Annotated in this window: 17 protein-coding genes; 4 read left to right on the forward strand and 13 right to left on the reverse strand. The window is 71.0% G+C overall.

Translation table 11 applies throughout. The features are described from left to right. Positions 1–75: 75 nt before the first annotated feature. The 5 genes from DQ384_RS15920 to DQ384_RS15940 form a co-directional block, all read right to left on the reverse strand. Positions 76–453 carry a helix-turn-helix domain-containing protein gene (locus DQ384_RS15920; protein WP_114029600.1) on the reverse strand — a complete coding sequence of 126 codons (378 nt, stop codon included), beginning with the start codon at positions 451–453 and terminating at the stop codon, positions 76–78. 32 nt (positions 454–485) lie between these two features. Next, positions 486–857 (reverse strand): hypothetical protein, encoded by a 372-nt coding sequence (locus DQ384_RS15925; protein WP_114029601.1) that lies wholly within the window; start codon positions 855–857, stop codon positions 486–488. A gap of 104 nt (positions 858–961) precedes the next feature. Continuing rightward, positions 962–1,189, reverse strand: a complete 228-nt coding sequence (locus DQ384_RS15930) for a hypothetical protein (RefSeq protein ID WP_245966516.1) — start codon at positions 1,187–1,189, stop codon at positions 962–964. A gap of 105 nt (positions 1,190–1,294) precedes the next feature. Further along, positions 1,295–1,921, reverse strand: a complete 627-nt coding sequence (locus tag DQ384_RS15935; protein ID WP_114029602.1) for a response regulator — start codon at positions 1,919–1,921, stop codon at positions 1,295–1,297. Continuing rightward, positions 1,921–6,087, reverse strand: coding sequence for a HAMP domain-containing protein (locus tag DQ384_RS15940; protein ID WP_114029603.1), 4,167 nt, complete (start codon positions 6,085–6,087; stop codon positions 1,921–1,923). Before DQ384_RS15940 ends, DQ384_RS15935 begins: the two co-directional genes overlap by 1 nt. Positions 6,088–6,398: 311 nt before the next feature. Here DQ384_RS15940 and DQ384_RS15945 point away from each other — a divergent pair, with 311 nt between their 5' ends. Beyond that, on the forward strand, positions 6,399–7,793 hold the full coding sequence (locus tag DQ384_RS15945; protein WP_245966517.1) for a PP2C family protein-serine/threonine phosphatase: 1,395 nt from the start codon (positions 6,399–6,401) through the stop codon (positions 7,791–7,793). Positions 7,794–7,987: 194 nt separating this feature from the next. Here DQ384_RS15945 and DQ384_RS15950 read toward each other — a convergent pair whose 3' ends face one another. From DQ384_RS15950 to DQ384_RS15965, 4 genes are all read right to left on the reverse strand, one after another. Continuing rightward, positions 7,988–9,757, reverse strand: a complete 1,770-nt coding sequence (locus DQ384_RS15950; protein WP_114029605.1) for a S9 family peptidase — start codon at positions 9,755–9,757, stop codon at positions 7,988–7,990. Positions 9,758–9,872: 115 nt separating this feature from the next. Further along, complete coding sequence (locus DQ384_RS15955) at positions 9,873–10,709, reverse strand: putative RNA methyltransferase (RefSeq protein WP_114029606.1); 837 nt, start codon at positions 10,707–10,709, stop codon at positions 9,873–9,875. A 195-nt stretch (positions 10,710–10,904) separates the two neighbouring features. Beyond that, the gene (locus DQ384_RS15960) at positions 10,905–12,998 is read right to left on the reverse strand and encodes a 3-hydroxyacyl-CoA dehydrogenase NAD-binding domain-containing protein (RefSeq protein WP_114029607.1); all 2,094 of its coding nucleotides are present in this window, start codon (positions 12,996–12,998) and stop codon (positions 10,905–10,907) included. Continuing rightward, positions 12,995–14,194: a thiolase family protein gene (locus tag DQ384_RS15965; RefSeq protein ID WP_114029608.1), complete on the reverse strand. Its 1,200-nt coding sequence runs from the start codon at positions 14,192–14,194 to the stop codon at positions 12,995–12,997. The genes DQ384_RS15960 and DQ384_RS15965 overlap by 4 nt, the downstream gene beginning before the upstream one ends. Positions 14,195–14,231: 37 nt before the next feature. Here DQ384_RS15965 and DQ384_RS40440 point away from each other — a divergent pair, with 37 nt between their 5' ends. Then, a complete protein-coding gene (locus DQ384_RS40440) occupies positions 14,232–14,411 on the forward strand; it encodes a hypothetical protein (protein ID WP_147268797.1) in 180 nt (59 codons plus the stop codon). 52 nt (positions 14,412–14,463) lie between these two features. Here the strand turns inward: DQ384_RS40440 and DQ384_RS15970 are convergent, their stop codons facing one another. Beyond that, positions 14,464–15,078: a TetR/AcrR family transcriptional regulator gene (locus DQ384_RS15970; protein ID WP_114029609.1), complete on the reverse strand. Its 615-nt coding sequence runs from the start codon at positions 15,076–15,078 to the stop codon at positions 14,464–14,466. Between the two features lie 129 nt (positions 15,079–15,207). On the opposite strand from DQ384_RS15970, the gene DQ384_RS15975 reads away from it, so the two are divergent. Then, the gene (locus DQ384_RS15975) at positions 15,208–15,843 is read left to right on the forward strand and encodes an NAD(P)-dependent oxidoreductase (protein WP_114029610.1); all 636 of its coding nucleotides are present in this window, start codon (positions 15,208–15,210) and stop codon (positions 15,841–15,843) included. 51 nt (positions 15,844–15,894) lie between these two features. Here DQ384_RS15975 and rho read toward each other — a convergent pair whose 3' ends face one another. Continuing rightward, positions 15,895–17,181, reverse strand: a complete 1,287-nt coding sequence (gene rho, locus DQ384_RS15980; RefSeq protein WP_245966518.1) for a transcription termination factor Rho — start codon at positions 17,179–17,181, stop codon at positions 15,895–15,897. A 442-nt stretch (positions 17,182–17,623) separates the two neighbouring features. On the opposite strand from rho, the gene DQ384_RS15985 reads away from it, so the two are divergent. Then, complete coding sequence (locus DQ384_RS15985; RefSeq protein ID WP_114029612.1) at positions 17,624–18,430, forward strand: MBL fold metallo-hydrolase; 807 nt, start codon at positions 17,624–17,626, stop codon at positions 18,428–18,430. On the opposite strand, the gene DQ384_RS15990 is transcribed toward DQ384_RS15985, so the two are convergent. Further along, complete coding sequence (locus DQ384_RS15990) at positions 18,317–19,645, reverse strand: MFS transporter (protein ID WP_114029613.1); 1,329 nt, start codon at positions 19,643–19,645, stop codon at positions 18,317–18,319. The two genes, DQ384_RS15985 and DQ384_RS15990, sit on opposite strands and share 114 nt — an antisense overlap. Before the next feature lie 358 nt (positions 19,646–20,003). Next, a complete protein-coding gene (locus tag DQ384_RS15995) occupies positions 20,004–22,271 on the reverse strand; it encodes an MMPL family transporter (protein WP_114029614.1) in 2,268 nt (755 codons plus the stop codon). Positions 22,272–22,332: the final 61 nt, after the last annotated feature.

The raw sequence follows: 22,332 nt of genomic DNA on the forward strand, positions 1-22,332 counted from the left end.
TCCTCGTCGGTCGGTGTATGGAGGCCGCGCTGCCGGTCTGGTGACCGACCATACTTCGAGTCGTGAACTGCGGGTTCAGGCCGAGGGGCGTTCGGAGTGGGAGGCCCGCAGTTGAGCGAGGTCGAGTTCGATGCGGCGGCCGTGCACGGTTACAACGATGCTCGCGCTCTCGGCGCCGGTTGCCGTCAGATAGTCGTACAGGGTGGACAGCAGCATGTCGCCGCGATTCTCCAGCCGCGACACCACCCCTTGCCCCACTCCTAGCTTCTTGGCCACCTCAACCTGCGTCATCTGCCCTGCTTTGCGGATCATCGCCAGGTTCATCGCGTAGACGCGATCCATTTCCTGGGCCGACTCGTTGGCCTCGGCGACCTCTGCGGCAAGGTTCGGATCGGACAGGAGACGATCCAGGTGTTCGTTGCCTCGGACGAAGGTGTTGTCGGACTCGGTCATGGCTTCTCCTCGTAGGATGTCTCCCGTTTCCACTAGTCGATCAGTGGGTCGGCTCTAGCTGCGACGCTGTTGTAGAACAGGTCGCCCAACTGGGCCTTGTCCACGGCGAACAGCGCGACGACGACCTTGCCGCTGTCCGGCGGGAACCAGCAGATCAGCCGCACGGCTACATCCGGATGGTAGGCGTGGGACACGCGCCACAGTATGTGGCGGCGCGACTGGCGAACCCACCGCAGCGTCGCCGTTTCCGATTCCTTCACCGGCGGCTCGGTCAGGTTTCGCAGCTGGTCCAAGGCGCGTGCCGTGAAGGCCAGAATGCGGCGTGCGCGTTCGTCGCCCGCCCGGCAGTCCGCCTCCAGTCGGTCGAGCCAGGTGCCGAAGTTGGCCGGCCAGTCGATGTCCACCCAGGAATTATGTCATCAAGGCGATATGTCTTGCAAGGCATATCATTTGAGCTGTGGCTCGCCTGTACGGCGTGTTCTGTGACGGGGTGGGAGTCGGGCCTAATTCACCGACGCCCATCGCGCAGGGCCTCTTGGACGAGGTCGGGGTCATGGGGTATAGGATCATCGGTAGCGATCTTCGCCATCACCTCCTCGATGGAGGGGATGGCGGCCTCCTCGCACAGCCTTTCCCGAAGGTAGGTGGTCAGAGACATCCCGCTGGCAGCGGCGCGCGACTTGAGGATCTCGACGACCTCCTCGGGGACGTCAAGGATCTTCACGGTAGTGGACACGCTCCAAGCCTGGCACGCAACGTGCGCGCATCAAAGGAAATCGCATGCTCATCGATTTCGCGAAGGTCCGTTGCCGCGAAGTTGTCGGGGCGGTTGATCGGGTGGTCAGCTGAGGGCGTCGAAGCCGGCTCTGAGGTGGGTTACGCGGTCGGTCAGGTCTTTCAGGGGGCCGGTCAGGCTGGTGCTGCCGTTGGCGTGTTCGGTGAGGTCGCGGATGCGGGCTACCTCTTCCTCCACGGCCGTCAGGCGGCGGGACAGCTCGGGGAGGACCTCGGCGCCCATGCCGTCGGGGAGTTCGACGCTGAGGCGTTCGCGGAGCAGGGAGGCCTGTTCGGCGAGGCGGCGGTTCATGTTGTAGAGCTCGACGAAGACCGAGACCTTGGCGCGCAGGACCCAGGGGTCGAACGGCTTGGTCAGGTAGTCGACGGCGCCGGCGGCGTAGCCGCGGAAGGCGTAGTCGGGGGCGCTGTCGACCACCGTGAGGAAGATGATCGGGATGTTGCGGGTGCGCTCGCGCCGCTTGATGTGCGCGGCGGTCTCGAAGCCATCCATTCCTGGCATGCGCACGTCGAGCAGGATCAACGCGAAGTCGATGCCGAGCAGAGCCTTGAGGGCCTCCTCGCCCGAGCGTGCCCGCACGGCGGTCACGTCCAGGGAGCTGAGGATCGCCTCCAAGGCGATGAGGTTCTCCTCCCGGTCGTCGACCAGAAGGATCTTCGCTCGATCGGGCATCAACCGCGCCCCTCCCTACCTTCGCCGGAGGCCACCCGGCCTCGTGTGAGCCAACCCCGAAGGCGTTCGAGCAGCCGGTCGACGTCGACCGGCTTCGGCACGTAGTCGGAGGCGCCGGAGGCGATGCTCTTCTCCCGGTCGCCGTGCATGACCTTGGCGGTCAGCGCGATGATCGGGAGGTCCGCGAACTGCGGCATCCGGCGGATGGTGGACGTGGTCGCCCAGCCGTCCATCTCGGGCATCATGATGTCCATCAGGACGAGTGCGACGTCGTCGTTGCGTTCGAGCTGGTCGATGCCCTCCAGCCCGTTCTCGGCGTAGACGACGGTCGCGCCGTGGCGTTCCAGGACGCTGGTGAGCGCGAAGACGTTGCGGATGTCGTCGTCCACGATGAGGATCTTCGCACCGTTCAGAGGGTCGTCGCCCTGCCAGGCCACGGGGGTGTGCGGAAGCGGCGGTTCCTCGGCGATGGCCGGCAGCTCGGGCAGGACGTCGGAGGCCGTGAGCTCCAGGGAGGCCTCCTGCGGGGTGTCCAGGACCGCCGCGCCGCCGTCGCCGTTGGCCAGGGGTCCTGAGTAGCTGATCGGCAGGTGCAGGGTGAACGTGCTGCCGCGGCCGGGCTCGCTCTTGGCGTGGATCTCGCCGCCGAGCAGGCGGGCGATCTCGCGGCAGATCGACAGGCCGAGCCCGGTGCCGCCGTACTTGCGGCTGGTGGTGCCGTCGGCCTGGCGGAACTGCTCGAAGACGACGTCGAGCTTCTCGGGCGCGATGCCGATGCCGGTGTCGATCACGGAGAAGGACAGGATGTCGTCGCTTCCGCGCAGGGTCTCGTCGATGTAGGGGACGCCGGCGGCCCGGGTGATGTCCAGGCGGACCTCGCCCTTCGGGGTGAACTTGACCGCGTTGGACAGCAGGTTGCGCAACACCTGCTGGAGGCGCTGCTCGTCCGTCCGCAGCTCATCCGGCACGGCCGGGTCGAGCTCGACGGAGAACGACAGGCCCTTGTCCTGGGCGAGCGGCCCGAACGTGGCCTCGACGTACTCGACGAGCTTGGGCATCGAGATCTGCTGCGGGTGGATGTCCATGCGGCCGGCCTCGACCTTGGACAGGTCGAGGATGTCGTTGATCAACTGGAGCAGCGCGGACCCGGCGCCGTGGATGGTCTTGGCGAACTCGACCTGCTGCGCGGTGAGGTTGCCCTCGCTGTTCTCGGTGAGCAGCTTGGCCAGCACCAGCAGGCTGTTGAGCGGGGTGCGCAGCTCGTGCGACATGTTCGCGAGGAACTCGGTCTTGTACCGCGAGGACACCGCGAGCTGCTCGGCGCGTTCCTCCAGCGTGCGGCGGGCCTGCTCGATCTGGAAGTTCTGGATCTCGATGGCGCGGTTCTGCTTGGCGAGCAGCGCCGCCTTGTCCTCCAGCTCGGCGTTGGACCGGCGCAGTTCCTCCTGCTGGCGCTGAAGCTCGTCGGAGCGCTCGCGCAGCTCGGTGGTGAGCCGCTGCGACTCGGCGAGCAGGCCCTCGGTGCGGGAGTTGGCGATGATCGTGTTCATCGTGACGCCGATGGTCTCGACGAGCTGGTTGAGGAAGGCGAGGTGCACCTCGCCGAACCGGCTGAACGAGGCCAGCTCCATCACGCCGAGGACCTGGTCCTCGAAGATGACGGGGAGGACGACGATTTGCGCGGGGGTGGAGCTGCTCAGCCCGGAGTCGATCGTGAGGTAGTCGGACGGCACATTGTCCAGGACGATGGGCCGCCCCTCAGCCGCCGCCTGGCCGACGATGCCCTGCCCGAACGCGAAGCGCTCGCGGGGGCCGAGGCCGTCACCCGGTCGCACGCCGTACCCGGCGATCAGCCGGAGCTCGGTGTCGCGGGGGCTGGAGACCATGTAGAAGGCGCCGTGGTGGGCCGTCACGAGCGGGGTGAGCTCGCTCATGATCAGCTTGCCGACCTCCATGAGGTCGCGGTGGCCCTGCATGAGGCGGGAGACGCGGGCCAGGTTGCTCTTGAGCCAGTCCTGTTCCTGGTTGGCCTTGGTGGTGGCGACCAGGTTGGACACCATCGTGTTGATGTTGTCCTTCAGGTCGGCCAGCTCGCCCTGCGCCTCGACGCTGATCGAGCGGGTGAGGTCGCCGCGGGCGACGGCGCTGGTGACCTCGGCGATCGCGCGAACCTGGGTGGTGAGGTTGCCGGCCAGCTCGTTGACGCTCTCGGTGAGCTGCTTCCAGGTGCCCTCGACGCCCTCGACGCGCGCCTGGCCGCCGAGACGGCCGTCGGAGGCTACCTCGCGGGCCACGCGGGTGACCTCGGAGGCGAACGAGGAGAGCTGGTCGACCATGCGGTTGATCGTGGTCTTCAGGACGAGGATCTCGCCCTGCGCGTCGACGTCGATCTTCCTGGACAGGTCGCCCTTGGCGACGGCGGTGGTGACCTCGCCGATGTTGCGGACCTGGTAGGTCAGGTTGCCGGCCAGCTCGTTGACGCTCTCGGTGAGGTCCTTCCAGACGCCCGACACGCCGCGTACGCGGGCCTGGCCGCCGAGCTGGCCCATGGTGCCGACCTCGCGGGCGACGCGGGTCACCTCGTCGGCGAACATCGAAAGCTGGTCGACCATGGTGTTCACCGTGTCCTTGAGCTGCAGGATCTCGCCCTGCGCGTCCACGGTGATCTTCTTGGACAGGTTGCCCTGCACGACGGCGTTGGAGACGGCCGCGATCTGCCGGACCTGGGAGGTCAGGTTGTTGGCCATGAAGTTGACGTTGTCGGTGAGGTCCTTCCAGACCCCGGAGACGCCGCGGACCTGCGCCTGGCCGCCCAGCTGGCCTTCCGAGCCGACCTCGCGGGCGACGCGGCTGACCTCCGAGGCGACCGACGAGAGCTGGTCGACCATGGTGTTGATGGTGGACTTCAGCTCCAGCATCTCGCCCTGGGCGTCGACGTCGATCTTCTTCGACAGGTCGCCGCCGGCGACGGCCTTGGTGACCTGGGCAATGTTGCGCACCTGGTAGGTCAGGTTGTTCGCCATCGAGTTGACGTTGTCGGTGAGGTCCTTCCAGACGCCCGACACGCCCTTCACGTCGGCGCGGCCGCCGAGCTGGCCCTCGGTGCCGACCTCGCGCGCCACGCGGGTGACCTCGTCGGCGAACATCGACAGCTGGTCGACCATCGTGTTGAGGGTCTCTTTGAGCTGAAGCATCTCGCCCTGCGCGTCCGCGGTGATCTTCTTGGAGAGATCGCCCTGGGCCACGGCGGTCGCCACCGTGGCGATGTTGCGGACCTGGCTCGTGAGGTTGCTCGCCATGACGTTGACGTTGTCGGTGAGGTCCTTCCAGACCCCCGACACCCCTCGTACGCGGGCCTGGCCGCCCAGCTCGCCCTCGGTGCCGACCTCGCGGGCGACGCGGGTGACCTCCTCGGCGAAGGCCGAGAGCTGGTCGACCATAGTGTTGACGGTGTTCTTCAGCTCCAGCATCTCGCCGACGGCGTCGACGGTGACCTTGCGGCTGAGGTCGCCGCGCGCGACGGCGGTGGTCACGACGGCGATGTCGCGGACCTGGGCGGACACCCGGCTGGACATGGTGTTCACCGCCTCGGTGAGGTCGCGCCAGCTTCCCGACATGCCGCGCAGGTTGGCCCGGCCGCCGAGCTGGCCCTCGGAGCCGACCTCCCGGGCGACGCGCGTGACCTCGGAGGAGAACAGCGAGAGCTGGTCGACCATGCCGTTGATGGCCTTGCCGAGCCGCCGTACCTCGCCGCGCGAGGTGCGGTCCATGTCGATGCGGCGGGAGAGGTCGCCCTGGGCGACGGCGTCGAGGACGTCGGCGGCGCTGCTGACCGGGCCGACCAGCGCGTCGATCAGCGCGTTCACCGAGTCGACGCTCTCGGCCCAGGAGCCGACGCCGGGACCGGGGGTCAGGCGCACGCCGAAGCGGCCCTCCTTGACGACCTCCCTGCGGACGCGCAGCAGCTCGTTGGCCAGGTGCTCCCGCCGGTCGGCGACCTCGTTGACCAGCAGCCGGATCTCGCTGAGGATGCCGTGCGGGGCATGGGGAACCCTGCGCCGGAAGTCACCGTCACGCCACGTGATCAGCGTCTCCAGCAGCGGCCGTAGCTCGGACTCGGTGTAACACCGCTCCGGAACGGGCTCCGCGGTCGGGGTACCCTTCATGAAGCCTCCTTCACGCTGCTCGGGCGGGAGTTCGGAGTAATGCCAGTCTGGCATGAAGGCGGCGATGCGGTCGCCCAGTCGATTGACCGCATGTAACGACGAGGTGTGGTAAGCACGGTGCGATGACTAGTTCTTCCCGGGGTGTGCTGGCCGCATCCTTCGCGGCCGGCGGTACGGCCCTACCCGCGGCCATACGGTTCACGCGTGAGGTCATGACCGCTTGGGCCGCTGCTCCGATCAGGTCGGCCGCTGAGCGCCTGACCGGAGAACTCGTGTCCGAGGTGCAGGATGTCCCATTTGAGATTGTATGGGTGCATCAAGGGGATTCCCTCCAGATAGAGGTGCGCCAGAAGGACCTCGACGAGCCCGTCGCCTCGGCCCCGTCGGCGCCGGTGAGCGTCTGGGGGGTCAGCTTCTCCGGCGCGCTGCGCACCCGCTGGGCCCGCCTGCCCCTGCCCGGGAACGCCGAGGTCGATGTGATCGACGACTGGAGCGCCGGGCGTGTCGCGCACGACGACTGGGCCCGCGGCGGCGCGTCGCAGGGCCCCGGCTGGCTGGGGTTCCTCGCCGACGCCAGCGACCTGCTCGCCGGCACCCTCGACCTGAACATGGTGCCCGCGCTCATCGCCCAGATCGTCGTCCCCCGGCTCGCCACCTGGTGCGCGGTCTACACGGCCGGGGCCAGCGGCGAGCCGCCCACGCCCGCCTATCTCTGGCACGCCGACGAGTCGCAGATCGACGCGCTGCGCGAGCAGCTCGACCAGGCCGAGATCCCCGCGCTGGACAACCTCAGCCCGATGCCGATCCAGCTCGCCGACTGGCAGTCGCTCGCCTTCCCGCTGACCGCGCGCGGGCGCAGCCTCGGCGTCATGTGCCTCGGGCGCGCCGGCCGCTTCCCCGACGACGTCGCCCAGCTCGCCGAGGACCTCGGGCGGCGCGCGGCGCTCGCCATGGACAACGCCCGGCTGTACGCCCAGCAGGCCGACGCCAACCGCGCGCTCCAGCGCAGCCTCCTGCCGCCCGGCACCCCCGCCGAGACCCCGGGCCTCGACTACTCCGTGGTGTACGAGCCGGCGGGCGAGACCAACGAGGTCGGGGGCGACTTCTACGACCTCTTCACCACCGGCGAGTCCTCCTGGCGGTTCGCGATCGGCGACGTCTGCGGCACGGGCCCGGAGGCGGCCGCCGTCACCGGCCTGGCCCGTCACACGCTGCGCCTGCTCGCCCGCGAGGGGTACGACGTCGCCGCCGTCATGTCCCGGCTGAACCGGGCGATCCTGGAGGAAGGGGAGCGCGCCCGGTTCCTCACCCTCCTGCACGGGGAGATCACCCGCACGAAGAAGGGGCTCGACCTCTCCCTGATCTCCGCCGGCCACCCCGAGGCGCTGCGGCTGCGGCCGAGCGGCGTCGTGGAGGGCGTCGTGACCTCGCAGTCCCTGCTGGGCGTGTTCCCCGAGGCCGAGTTCGAGGCCGACCACGTCCACCTGGCCCCCGGAGACGTCCTCCTGGGCGTCACGGACGGCGTGACCGAACGCCGCTCGGGCAGTCGCCTGCTGGACGACGACGGCGGCCTCGCCAAGCTCCTGGCCGAATGCGTGGACCTGTCGGCCCGCGGCGTCGCCGAGCGCATCCGCCGCGCCGTCGAGGAGTTCGCCGTCGAACCCAGCGCGGACGACCTGGCGATCCTGGTCCTGCGCGCCGACTGACGTCCTCATCCGGCACGCGTCGTGAAGCCGGTCGGCGTCCCGAACTCACCCGGCTCGCGTCTTGAAGCCGGTTGGCCCCCGAATGGTCTGGACCAGTTGGTCCGGACCGGGTGCGCGGCGGGACCGCGCCCCGGCTCCGAGGCATCAAAGCCTCAGCGGCCCCGAAACATCAGCCGCGCCGAGGCGTCAGGGCCTCAGAGGCCGACGTTCTTGCGGGCGAAGTCGAGCTGGGCCGCCATCTGGCGGATGCGCTCCTCCACCACCAGCGAGCCGTGGCCGGCGTTGTACCGGTAGACCTCGAACTCGTGGCCGCGCTCGGCGAGCTTCTCCAGGTACTGCTCGATCTGCCTGATCGGCGAGCGTGGATCGTTCTCGCCCGCGAGAACGAGCAGCGGCGCCTGGATGCCGTCCAGGTAGGTCATCGGGGACGACGCCGCGTACAGGTCGGGCACCTCGCGGGGCGAGCCGCCGAACAGCGCGCGGTGGTAGGCGCGCAGGCCCTCGGTCTCGTCGTTGTAGGCGGCGGCGTGGTCGGCGATCGGCACGGCGGCGATCCCGGCCGCCCACCACTTGGGCTGGGTGCCGAGGCCGAGCAGCGTGAGGTAGCCGCCCCAGGACGCGCCCGCGAGCACGAGCCGCTCCGGGTCCACCAGCCGCGTGGCCAGGGCCCACTCGCGGACGGCCGCGACGTCCGACAGCTCGATGTGGCCGACGTCGCCGCGCAGCGCGTCCCGCCACGCCGACCCGTACCCGGTCGAGCCCCGGTAGTTGACGCGCACGACCACGAAGCCGGCGTCGACCCAGGCGGCGACGTTCGGCAGGAAGGAGTCGTCGTCCTGCGCCGCAGGGCCGCCGTGCAGCAGGAACACGGCCGGGTACGGACCCGTGCCGCTCTCGGGCCGCGACACCAGGGCGTGGACGCGCCCGCCCGGGCCCTCGACGAAGACGTCCTCCAGCGGAACCGAGGGCGGCGCGGACGGGCCGGACTGGTTCATGACGACGCCCCCGTCACTGGACCTGATCACCGGGGGGTGCGCGCCGCTCGACCAGGAGTACTCGACGGTGCCGTCGGGCCGGGGCATCGCGTCGTGGATGACGCCGTGCAGGGTCTTGATCGGCGTGAGGCCGCCGCCACCGAGGTCGTAGCGGAACAGCTCGGTCCGCGCGCGGTTGTTGTGGCCGATCAGCAGGGCCCGGCCGTCGTGGTACCAGTCGGCGGTGATCTCGCCGGGCACGCGCAGCCAGATCTCGCGCTGCTCGCCGGTGAGCGGGTCCCAGACCAGCGGCTCGCGGCGGCCGCGCCGCTCGTGCAGGGTGAGGATGCGCCGGTCCGCCATCATCGGGGCGAACCGCACGCCGCTGAAGCCCTTGCCGGGCCCGTCGTGCAGGTCGCCGACCACCTGGCCGTTGGGCCTGATCACGCGCAGGGCGGGGTGGCGCGAGTCGCCGTGCTCGCTGTGGCTGACCGCGATCAGCGAGCCGTCCAGCGACATGCCCGCGACCTGCGCGAACTCCCGCGACTCGTAGATCACGGCGGGCCTGTCCTCGGAGCCGACGCGGAAGTGCAGCACCTGGAAGCCGTGGCGGCTGCTGCGCCCGACGGCGGCGGTGCCCGCGGACGAGAGCGCGAGGCCGGTCGGATGGCCGGGCGCGAGGTCCGGGTGGGCGGGGATCTCCGGGCCTCCGGTGAACGGCTGGCGCATCCAGATGCCGAACTCGTCACCGTAGGTGTCGGAGAACCACCAGATCCACTGGCCGGTGGGGTCGATCGCGGCGTGGGACGTGCCGCGCGGACGGCTGGTGACCTGCCTGGTGGCGCCGGTGGACCGGTCCCAGGCGTGGATCTCCCAGATGCCGGAGATGTTGCAGCGGTACACGGCCCGGGCGGGTGCCAGCCGTGCCCAGACAGGCAGTGTCATACGTGCCGCGCGGAACCTGGCCTGCCAGCGTTCCTCGGCCTTCATGGGCGTGCCCCTCCCTCACGCTCTCCCGGACCGGGATCGGCGGGTTGCCGTTAAGTATGTCGCTTCTAATCGGATGATGGCCTACAAAGTCGGGGAAATTCGTAATTCGGGTATTCTAGGCGATCTTACGGAACAGGTAGATGTGGCATGACATTTCGACAGTTGTCAAGGCGGGCAGCGAGGACACATCGCGGTCCAAAGTGACGGGATCGATGTGATGCGCGCTCGGTCCCATACCGGCCACCGTGGCCACGGCGCGGTGGTCCAGCGACATCCGTGCCTCCTCCACCAGGTGCCCCGCCTCCGCGAAGTGCCCCCCGAGCGCCTCCCCGACCCGCCGGTCCTTGTCCTCGTCCACCGTCAGCAGGCCCAGCGCCTCGACGAGCGGCGTCAGGTGGCGGGGCGTCGGGGTCACCACGATCAGCGTCCCCCCGGGGCGCAGGACGCGGGCGAACTCGGGTGCGTTGCGGGGGGCGAAGACGTCCAGGACCACGTCCACGCGGCCGTCCTTGACCGGCAGCGGCCGCCACACGTCCGCCACCACCGCGGCGATCCGCGGATGCGCCCGCGCCGCCCGCCTCAGGGCGTGCTTGGAGACGTCCAGGGCGATCCCCACGTCCTCCGGGCGCAGAACCCGGCTCAGGTGGTACCCCGTGCCCGCTCCCGCGTCCAGGACGAGCGCGGGCTCGCGCTCGGCGGCCTTGTGGACGAGCGTGCGGAGCCGGTCGGCGAGCGGCGCGAAGTGCCCGGCGCCGAGGAACTCATCCCGCGCGGCGACCATGGCCGGGGTGTCGGCCGTGCCCGGGACGCCCGAGCCCGTCAGCAGGCTGACGTAGCCCTGCCGCGCGACGTCGAACGAATGGCCGTTGGCGCAGCGCACGACCTCGCCCGGCAGCGACAGGTCGCCGCGGCAGACGGGGCAGGCGAGGGAGTCGATCGCGTCGGCCAGCACGCCCCCATCATCCCGAACGGGGTACGCGCCCTCGCGCGCGCACCCGGCCGCGAGTGGTCTGTACAGGTACGTACCACGATCAGCCTTTCAGCGGGTTTTGGATCTGTTTGATCAATTCCCGATCAGGCTGACACCGGCCCCCAGGTGATCACCCGGGAGCCGGTGGACGGTCGGGCACGGTGAGCCCGGCGACGGTCAGGCCGGGACGGAGGCCACGCCCGGCTGGAGGAAACGCCGCCCGTTGACCTGTGTCGAGACGCCCGTCCGGTCGAGGTACGGCGTGATTCCGCCGGTGTGGAACGGCCAGCCGGCGCCGAGGATCATGCACAGGTCGATGTCCTCGGCGGCGGCCACGACGCCTTCGTCCAGCATCAGGCGCGCCTCCTCGGCCAGCGCCCGCAGCGCCCGGTCGCGGACCTCCCCGGCGTCCGGCCCGGTCAGGCCGGAACCCTCGAAGATCTCCCGCGCCTCGGGGTCGATCGAGAAGTCGGGGGCGAACACGCCCGGCTTTCCGGCCTTGACCAGCGTCGCGAGGCTCGCCGACACCTTGTACCGGTCCGGGAACGCCTCGTGCAGCGTCTCGGCGACGTGCAGGGCGACCGCGGGGCCGACGAGCTGGAGCAGCGCGAACGCCGACATCGGCAGCCCCAGGCCGTCCAGCGCGCGGTCGGCCGTCTCGATCGGGGTGCCCTCGTCCACGGCGCCGATGACCTCGCCCATGAAGCGGGTGAGCAGGCGGTTCACCACGAACGCCGGGGCGTCCTTCACGAGCACGCAGGACTTCTTCAGCGCCTTGCCGGTCGCGAACGCCGTGGCCAGCGTGGCGTCGTCGGTGCGCTCGCCGCGGACGATCTCCAGCAGGGGGAGCACGGCCACCGGGTTGAAGAAGTGGAAGCCGACGACCCGCTCGGGGTGGCGCAGGCCGGACGCCATCGCGGTGACCGACAGGGAAGAGGTGTTGGTGGCGAGCACGCACTCCGGGCCCACCACGGCCTCGACCTCGGCGAAGACCTGCTTCTTGACCTTCAGGTCCTCGAAGACGGCCTCGATGACGAGGTCGGCGTCGGCGAACGCGTCCTTGGTCAGCGACCCGGACACCAGCGACCTCAGCCGGTTGGCCTGGTCCCCGCTCACGCGGCCCTTGGCGAGCAGCTTGTCCACCTCGGCGTGGACATATGCCACGCCCTTGTCCAGCCGCGCCTGGTCGAGGTCGGTGAGGACCACCGGCACCTCCAGGCGGCGCGCGAACAGCAGCGCGAGCTGGGAGGCCATGAGCCCCGCGCCGACCACCCCGACCTTGGTGACCTTGCGTGCCAGCGCCTTGTCCGGCGCCCCGGCGGGACGCTTGGCGCGGCGCTGCACGAGGTCGAACGAGTAGAGCCCGGCGCGCAGCTCGTCGCCCATGAGCAGGTCGGCGAGGGCCTGGGTCTCGGCCTCGAAGCCCTCGTCGCGCCCCGCAGTGCGGGCCAGCTCGACCAGTTCGAGCGCCCGGTACGGCGCGGGAGAGGCGCCGCGCAGTTTGAGGTCGACCAGCCCCCGCGCCGCCGCGACCGCGGACTCCCAGGCCGCCGCGTCGGCGGTGAAGGGCGGCCGGGTGACGACGGCCTCGCCGGTCAGCACGCGGCCGGCCCAGCGCAGGGACTCCTCCAGGAAGTCCGCGGGCTCGAACATCGCGTCGGCGACGCCCGTCCTGAACGCCTCGGCGCCCTTGAGCATGCGGTTCTGCGACAGCGGGTTCTCGATGATCAGCTTGAGCGCGGCGGCGGGGCCGATCAGCCGGGGGAGGAGCTGCGTGCCGCCCCAGCCCGGCACGAGGCCGAGGAAGCACTCGGGCAGCGCGACGGCCGGGACGCCCGAGGAGATCGTGCGGTAGGTGCAGTGCAGCGCGATCTCCAGGCCGCCGCCCATCGCGGCGCCGTTGACGAACGCGAACGACGGCACGTCCAGCTCACCGAGGCGGCGGAACACGTCGTGCCCGAGCCGGCCGAGGTCCTCCGCCTGGCCGCGGGTCCGCACGAGCGCCGCGCCCTTGAGGTCCGCGCCGACGGCGAAGATGAACGGCTTGCCGGTGACGCCGACGGCGGCGAGGTCGTCGCGGGCCTCGATGGCGTCCAGGGCCTTGTCCAGCTCGCGCAGGCCGCGCGGCCCGAAGGTGTTCGGCTTGGTGTGGTCGAAGCCGTTGTCGAGCGTGATCAGGGCCATCGTGCCCGCGCCGCCGGGCAGGCGGACGTCGCGGACGAGGGCCCCGGTCACGACCTCGTCGTCGAAGATCTCGGTGATGTCGCTCACTTGGCGCCCTCCCAGGCGGGGTTCTCCCAGATGACCGTTCCGCCCATGCCCATGCCGACGCACATGGTGGTGATGCCGTAGCGCACGTCGGGGCGCTCGCCGAACTGCCGGGCGAGCTGTGTCATCAGGCGCACGCCGGACGAGGCCAGCGGGTGCCCGAACGCGATGGCGCCGCCGTAGGGGTTCACGCGGGGGTCGTCGTCGGGGATGCCGAAGTGGCCGAGGAAGGCCAGCACCTGGACGGCGAACGCCTCGTTGATCTCGATCAGGCCGATGTCGCCGATGGCGAGCCCGGCCAGGCGCAGCGCCCGCTCGGTCGAGGGGATCGGGCCGACGCCCATCACCTCGGGGTCGACGCCGGCGAAGGCGTACGAGACCAGCCGCATCTTGGGCGTGAGGCCGAGCTCGGCGGCGACGTCCGCGGCGGCGATGAGGCTGCCGGTGGCGCCGTCGTTGATGCCCGCCGCGTTGCCCGCCGTGACGTGGCCGTGTGGCCGGAAGGGCGTCTTGAGCGCGGCGAGGGCCTCCATGGTGGTGCCGGGCCTGGGCGGCTCGTCCTCGGTGGCGAGGCCCCAGCCCTCGGCCGCCTTGCGGGTCGCCATCGGGACCAGGTCGGGCTGGATCTTGCCGTTGGCGTACGCCTTGGCGACCTTCTCCTGCGAGGCCACGGCGTACGCGTCGGCGCGCTCCTTGCCGATCTCCGGGTAGCGGTCGTGCAGGTTCTCGGCCGTCATGCCCATGATCAGGGCCGAGCCGTCGACGAGCTTCTCGGACAGGAATCGGGGGTTGGGGTCGACGCCCTCGCCCATGGGGTGGCGGCCCATGTGCTCGACGCCGCCCGCGATGGCGACGTCGTAGGCGCCGAAGGCGATGCCGCCCGCGACGGTGGTGACCGCGGTCATCGCGCCCGCGCACATGCGGTCGATGGCGTATCCGGGGACGGACTTCGGGAGCCCGGCCAGCACGGCGGCGGACCGTCCGATGGTCAGGCCCTGGTCTCCGATCTGGGTGGTGGCGGCGATGGCGACCTCGTCGACGCGCTCGGGCGGCAGGCTCGGGTTGCGGCGCATGAGCTCGCGGATGACGCGGACGACCAGGTCGTCGGCGCGGGTCTCGGCGTACAGGCCCTTGGGGCCTGACCGGCCGAAAGGTGTGCGCACGCCGTCGACGAACACGACGTCACGGGACGTTGGCACGGCTGGCTCCTCGTTGGTGGGTGGCTCCAGGCTACTCGTGAGTAACATAATGCCATGCTCCGCCCGCGCCCGCGCCCGGGTGGTACCCCTGCCGCCCCCAGGTCGTCCCCGCGTCGACTCCTACAGCCGCCTGTGGCCGGTGCTCGCCGCGTCCGGCGGCCTGTTGCGGCACATGCCCCGGCGCGTCCCGGTCCTCAAGGAGTACGCCGTGGGCTGAGGTCCCGGCGGACGCCCACGAGAGTTCCGGCGGACGCCCGTGCGCGAGGCGGTCAGCGGACGCCGGCGAGGATCGTGCGCGCCAGGCCCGCCGCGAACTCGTCCACCGGCCTGGGCGACCCGTCCTCGCCCACGAACAGCCGCAGGAACGCCCGCTGGTAGCACGCGCCCAGCAGCAGCGCGGCCGCCGACTCCGGGTCGGCGTCGGCGCGGATGCGCCCGCCGTCGCGCAGGGCGCGCAGGTAGCCGGTGAGCGCGGCGAGCGGCTTGTGGGGGCCCGCGCCGAGCTTGCGCAGCCCCTCGCGGTGGCGATCCAGCAGCGCGGGCTCGGCGAACAACGACGAGGCGATCGGCATGCTGGCCTCGTAGAAGAGGGTGGCGGTGCGGGCGATCTCGGTGAGGCAGTCCTCGGTCGTCCGCTCGCCGGGGTCCTCCGACAGCGCCGCGATGAGGGAGCCGAGGGCGGGCAGGCGTTCCTCCAGCACCTTCACGAACAGCTCCTCCTTGCTGGAGAAGTGCCGGTAGAGCGCGGCCTCGGACAGCCCGGCCTCGCGGGCGATCTCTTTGGTGGTGGCCCGGGCGAGGCCGATCGTGCGCATGAGGTGCTCCGCGGCTTCCAGGATGCGCCGGCGGGTGCGGGCACCGGAGGCCGTGGGGTGCTGGGGCATCTGCGCACCTCTTCCTTTCTGCCGCTCCAAGGCTCAGACATTACGGACATCCGGCGTCGGGAGGGCGGGGGGCGGGTACTCATTCTAGGATGTGAGTGAGTACTCACCAACATACGGGAGAGGTGGCTCATGAAACTCACCGTCCTCGGAGCGACCGGCGGTGTCGGCAAGGAAGTCGTCCGACAGGCCCTCGACGCCGGGCACCAGGTCGCGGCGGTCGTAAGGGACCCCGCGCGGCTGTCCATCAATCACTCCGCGCTCGAAGTGGTGACCGCCGACGTGACGGTCCCCGGCGCGCTGCGCCCCGCGCTCGCCGGCCGCGAGGCCGTGATCTCGTGCCTCGGGCCGAGGACCAGGAAGGACGCGGGCATCGCCTCCATGGCCACCCGCTCGGTCCTCAAGGCCATGGAAGCCGGCGACGTACGGCGGCTCGTCGTGATCAGCGCCGTCCCGGTCGGCCCGATGCCCGAGGGCGAGGGCTTCCTGTACGCCAGGATCGCGCTGCCGCTGCTGCGCAGGTTCCTGCGGGACGTCTACGCCGACCTGGCGGCGATGGAGGCGGAGATACGGCGCAGCGCCACGGAGTGGACGGTCGTGCGCCCGCCGCGCCTGACCGACAGACCCCTCACCGGCACCTACCGGCGCGTCGTCGGCGGCAACGTCCCACGCGGCCACACGATCTCCCGGGCCGACACCGCGCACGCGATGCTCGCCGTCCTGGACGATCCCGCGACGTTGAAGCAGGCCGTCGGGGTCGCGTACTAGCCTTTCGCGTCCCGGCCATCGCGCGAGGCGAGGGTCGCCCGGGGACGCCGGTCAGGCGGCCGTGGCCGCCACCTGGAGCAGGAACGCGGCGTTCGAGGGCGTCTCGCGTACCCGGTCGAGCAGGACGGTCAGCGCCTGCTCGCGCTCCAGTCCGACCAGCACGCGCCGCAGCTTCCACACGACCTCCCGCTCGTCGCCGGCCAGCAGAACCTCTTCGCGCCGGGTGCCGGACCCCGCCACGTCGACGGCGGGGTACAGGCGGTGCTCGGCGAGGGCCCGGCTGAGCCGCAGCTCCATGTTGCCGGTGCCCTTGAACTCCTCGTAGAAGTTGTCGTCCATGCGGGAGCCCGTTTCGGCGAGCGCGGTCGCGAAGATCGTCAGCGAGCCGCCCTCGCGGAGCGCGCGGGCCGCGCCGAAGAGTCGTTTCGGCAGGTGGACGGACTGGGCGTCGATGCCGCCCGTCAGCGTCTTGCCGCCGTTCGGCGCGATGACGTTGTACGCCCGGCCGAGCCGGGTCAGCGAGTCCAGCAGCAGGACGACGTCCGCGCCCTGCTCGGCGAGGCGCTTGGCGCGCTCGACGGCGAGCTCGGCCAGCGCGGTGTGCTCGCGCTCGGGCCGGTCGAACGTCGAGGCGATCACCTCGCCCCTGACGGACTCGCGGAAGTCGGTGACCTCCTCGGGACGCTCGCCCACCAGGACCGCCATGAGGTGCGCGTCCGGGTGGTTGGCGGTCACTGCGTCCGCGATGGCCTTGAGCACGATGGTCTTGCCCGCCTTGGGCGGCGCGACGATGAGCCCGCGCTGTCCCTTGCCCACGGGGGAGACCAGGTCGATGATGCGGGTGATCGGGGAGGCGGTTTCGAGGAGCAGGCGCTCGCGCGGGTGGACGGGGGTCAGGTCGGCGAAGCGCGGCCTGTCCTGCTCCGGGGCGCGCCCGTTGACGGACACGAGCTCGGCCAGCCGGTCGTACGGCCTGCGGGCCGTCGCCTCGATAAGGTCGCCGGGGCGCAGGCGCAGCCGGTGGATCTCCGAGAGCGGCAGTCGCAGGTCGTCCTCGCCGGGCAGGTAGCCGCTCGTCCTGATGTAGGCGGCCTTGTCGCGGACGTCGACCAGCCCGGACACCGCACGTAGAGGGTGTTCGCCCTGGTCGGACCGCTCGGCGGTGGTCTGGGACCGGCGGGACGGCTTGGTGGGCCGGTCGGGCGGGGCGGATGCGTGGTCGGCGGGGGCCCTGCGGCGGGTCCGCCTCTTGGGGACCTTCTCGGTGGCGTCACCGGGGTGAAGATCGGCGGGGATCCCGGCCGGAACCTCCGCCGGGATTTCGATGGATACGGTCATGATGATGTCCTTCGGATTTTGAATAAAGGCCATAGGGAATGGCAAGAGAACCGCTCACCAGGAATCGAGACCCGGTCGACGGAAACGCGGAGAAACGCGGGAATGCGGCGGCACACGCGACCGCGAGGACGCGGGGTACGGCGGTGTCCGACGCCGGCGCGCACGACACGTGGCTGCGCGAAAGCGGTGGAATTTCGAAAAGGGCCGGGCCGGATGATGGTGGACCGGGCCGAGTGAGAGGGGGTGGGCCGGTGCGCGGGGCCGAGCCCGTCGCGCTGGAGCAGAGTGCCGAGACTCTGTCATCCGCAAACCTGATTACCCACCTCTACTATAACAGCCGGACCCGCCCGGTGCGCAAGCCCCGCCCGTTTTGTCCCGTCGGGTACGTCCGGAACGTCCGGTCCTCATAGTGTTGGGGCGACGCCGAGCCAGAAGGAGTCCCATGTCGTACGCCCCCAGGACGATCGCCGGTTTCGAGGTCACACCGCTCCTCGACGCGGTGGGCCCCATGGGCGAGGCGCTGAGGCGTCCGCTGCGGGAGCTCCTGAGCGGCGGGTCGCCGTCCGACTGGGAGGGCGTGTCCGAGGAGTGGATCCTGCACTTCCGCTGCTACCTGCTGCGCGACCGCGCCGGGCACGTGGTCCTGGTGGACACGGGCATCGGCGGCTCCGACTCCCCGGCGTCGAGCTGGGCGCCGGTGCCCGGGGGCCTCGTGGACGAGCTGGCCGCCGCGGGCGTCGAGCCGGGGGACGTCGGCACCGTCGTGCTGACCCACCTGCACAGCGACCACGCGAGCGGGGCCGTCGCCGAGGGCGTGCCGGCCTTCCCGAACGCGCGGCACGTCATCCAGCGGGCCGAGGTGGAGTGGGTCGAGAAGTCCGGCCCGAACCCGCTGCTGGAGCGGGTGCTGCGCCCGCTGACCGGGCTGGTCGATGTCGTGGACGGGACCGCCGAGGTCGTGCCGGGCGTCCGCGTCGTGCACGCCCCGGGGCACACGCCGGGCCACCAGGTCGTGGAGGTCGGGCCGCTGACGCTGACCGGGGACGTGATCCTCCACCCCGTCCAGCTCGCCAACCCGGCGATCACCTACGCCTTCGACGAGGACGCCGAGCAGGCCGTGGCCACCCGGGAGGCGCTACTGCGCCGGGCGCGCGCCGAGGGCGGGCTGATCGGCACCGGCCACTTCCCCGTCCCCTTCACCGAGCTGACCCGGCTCGGCCCGTTCGGCGGCCTCGGCGGCGCGGGCTAGGGCCTCCTTGGCGAGCCTGCGCGCCTGGGCGCGGTAACGGAGAACCTGGACGGCCCCGAGCCCCCACACCGCGAACTGCGTCGCGAACGCCCACCGGTAGTCGTCGAGCGCGGTCCCTCCCCGCAGGTCGAGGACGACGCCGATGAGCGCGATGACCGCCACGGTGGCCACGAAGCCGCCGCCGTTGACGATGCCGCTGGCCATGCCCATGCGCGCGGCCGGGTTGAAGGTGCGGGCGAAGTCGAACCCGAGCATCGAGCCGGGGCCGTTCCAGGCCATGACCACGACCAGCGGGACGAGCACCCACAGCGGCGCGCGTCCGGGCCACAGCAGGACGACCGCCCAGGCGCCGGCCGTGGAACCGATGACGAGCAGCACCATGCGGGAGCGGTGGAACGGGTGGCGTCCGGCGAGGTAGCCGAGCACGGGACCGAACGCCATGCCGAGCAGGGTCAGCGTGCTCAGCAGCACGCCCGCCGTGGCGGGGGTGAGCCCCTGACCCTCGACGAGGAACGGATATCCCCACAGCAGGAGGAACGCGGCGGACGACGACTGGGTGGCGGCGTGCGTCCACATGCCGAGCCGCGTGCCCGGCTCCGCCCACGCCTCGCGCAGGCGCGGCCGTTCGGTGACCCGGTTCGGCCGCGCGTCGCGCAGGACGGCCGCGACCATCACCAGCGAGACGCCGCCGAGCGCGGCGGCGGTGAGGAACGTGGGCGTCCAGCCGTAGTGGTGGAGCGCCTGGATGAGCGGCACGGCCGAGGCGATGGCGCCGACCTGCCCGAGCAGGCCGGTGAGCTGGACCACCAGCGGGTTGTGGCGGGGTGGGAACCAGACGTTGACCAGGCGGATCACGCTGATGAACGTCATCGCGTCGCCGCAGCCGACCAGCACCCGCCCGGCGACCGCGTCGAGCAGGCCGCCGGAGATCGCGAAGACGAGCTGCCCGCAGGCCATGACGCCCGCGCCGACGAGCAGCATGCGCTTGGAGCCGAGCCGGTCGACGAGGATGCCGACCGGGATCTGCATTCCCGCGTAGACGAGGAGCTGGAGCATGGCGAGCGTCGACAGGCCGGCCGCGCCGATGCCCAGGCGCTCGCTCGCCTCGATGCCGGCGACGCCGAGGGACTGGCGGTGGAACACGGCGATCGCGTAGGCCAGAACGCCGGTCGCCCAGATGATCCACACCCTGCGAGACGCTCTTTCCCCCGGCATGAGAAATATATTACTGTTTCGCCGTTTCCGAACCGTTACCGGGTTGCGCGCAGTTCCTCGCCCGCCTTGCCGCCTCGGCCCCGGCCGGCCCCGCGGGGACCGGCCGCCGCCCGGCGGGAAATGTGTACGGCCCGCGCCTCCCCGTGGCCGCCGCCTCTCCCCCGGAGGCGGCCTGCTGGGCGATCGTCCCCCCTCAGAGCGATCCCCCGGAGTGGCCGCCTCCCCCGAAGAAGGCGACCGGCCAGGCGCGGGCCGTACACGATCAGGTGGGCCTCGGAAGACCCGTCAGGTGAGCCATGGAACGGACCACGGATCGGCTACGGAATGGGTCGCGGATTCGGCTACGGAAGGGCCGTGGTCACACGCCGGCCGGGATCCGGTGGCGCGCCCGGAACGTGGGGTCCTCGTCGTCCCTGTCGTCCTCGTCGTCGCCGTGCGAGAGCTGCGGCAGCCAGCCCAGCCAGCGCGGCAGGTACCAGTTCCAGTCGCCGAGCAGCTTCATCGTGGCCGGCAGCAGCACCGCCCGGACGATCGTGGCGTCGATCAGGATCGCCGCCGCCAGGCCGACGCCCATCTGCATGAAGGTCAGCAGCGACAGGGTGGCGAAGGTGGCGAAGACCGCGACCATGATGAGCGCCGCGCTGGTCACCACGCCCGCCGTCGAACGGATGCCGAAGGCGACGGCGTCCTCGGTCCGCATGCCCTTGTCGTAGGCTTCGCGCACCCGGCTGAGGATGAACACGTGGTAGTCCATCGAGAGGCCGAAGAGGATCACGAAGAGGAACAGCGGGATCCAGTCGGTGATGTATCCGGTCGAGGTGAAGCCCAGCAGGCCCTCGCCGTACCCCTTCTGGAAGACCAGGACGAGCACGCCGTACGCGGCGGCGACCGACAGCAGGTTCAGCAGGATCGCCTTGACCGCCACCACCAGCGAACGGAACGACGTCAGCAGCAGCAGGAACGCCAGGAGCAGGACGAACCCGAACACCAGCGGGATCGACCGGCCGAGCTGGTCGTTGAAGTCCATCGACCCGGCGATGTGGCCGGTGACGTGGGCCTCGCCGACCCCCGCGAGCGTCCCGGGGATCACCTTGTCGCGCAGGGTGCGCACGGCGTGCTCGGCGGCGTCGCCCTCGCCCTTGAGGCCGACGGAGATCCGCGCGACCGTCCTGTCCGGGTTCACCTCGACGCCGAACGGCTCGTTGGCCTCCCCGGTCGCGAAGGCGCGCTCCTTGAACCTGTCGATGGCCGAGGTGACCTGCGGCGCGGTGACGTCGGCGGCCTTGAGCACGACCACGGCGGGCTCGTTGCCGCCCGGGAACGCCTGGTCGATCCGCTTGAACGTCTCGGCGATCGCGTAGTCGCCCTGGAGGTCGTCGAAGCCCTGCGGGCCGGTGCGCAGCGAGAACGCGGGGGCGGCCAGCGCCAGCAGCAGTCCGCCCGCGACGAGCGCGGACACGAGCGGGTGGCGCAGGACCGGCGTCAGCATGGCGTTCCAGACGCGGCCCTCGCCGCCGCGCCCGCCCAGCTTGCGCGCCCAGGTGACGCGGCCCCCGGTGACGAGGCGGACGGTGCCGTGGACGAGCCGCGCGTCGATCCTGTCGCCGATCAGCGAGAGCAGGGCCGGCAGGACGGTCAGCGAGCCGATCATCGCGACGAGGACGACGAGGATCGTGCCTTCCGCGAAGCCCATGAAGATGCCGTTCCCGGTGAGGAACATGCCCGCCATGGCGACCATGACCGTGATGCCGGAGATGAGGACCGCCCGTCCCGAGGTGGCCGCCGCGATCTCGATGGCGCGGCGCTTGTCCCGGCCCTTGGCCCTCTCTTCGCGCTCCCTGCGGATGTAGAAGAGGGAGTAGTCGACGCCGACGGCCAGGCCGATGAGCAGCATGAGGTTCGGGGTCGCGTCGTCCACGTGCAGCAGGTGGCTGGTCAGCCCCAGCAGGCCGGTGGCGCCGACGATGGCGGTCATGGCCAGGGCGAGCGGCACCAGCGCCGCGAGCAGCGCGCCGAACGCCGCCAGCAGGATGCCGAACGTGATCGGCAGCGAGAGCTGCTCCGCGCGGACGAAGTCCTTGTCGATCGCCTCGCCGATCATCTTGCCCGCGCTCGCGCCGCCCGCCTGCTCCACGCGCAGCTCGGGGAAGCTCTTCTGAACGGCGGCGACGGCGTCCAGGACGGGCCGCACCTTGGCGTCCGCGTCCGCCGCCGCGCCCTTCATGTCGAACTGGAGGAGCGTCGTGTGCCGGTCCTCGGTCACCGGCGACGGTTCGGCGTCGTACGGCGTCCTGACGTGCTCGACCTGACCGGTGGCGGTGACCGCGTCCCTGACCTTGGCGACCGCCTCGCGGAACCGCGGGTCCGACACCGTCAGCGCGCCGTCCTTGGACTGGACCAGGACGACCTCGCTCGCGACCTCCTTGAAGTCGGCGCCGTCGAGGATCTGCCCGGCCTTGCGCGAGTCGCCGTTCTGGCTTTCGTAGTCCTTCATCTTCGCGGTGCCCACGGCGCTTCCGGCGAACGTCACCGCCGCCACGAAGGCCACCCAGATCAGGATCGCCGCCCATCTGTGGCGGGCGCTCCATCCGCCGATCGAGGCGGCCAGATTCCTCCGGCGTCTCATCTGATTTCTCCCCCAGCGAGTCGTTTCTCTGAAGGTAGAAGCGGAGAGGCATCGGAACATC

The organism is Sphaerisporangium album, assembly GCF_003323745.1.
Classification (GTDB): domain Bacteria; phylum Actinomycetota; class Actinomycetes; order Streptosporangiales; family Streptosporangiaceae; genus Sphaerisporangium; species Sphaerisporangium album.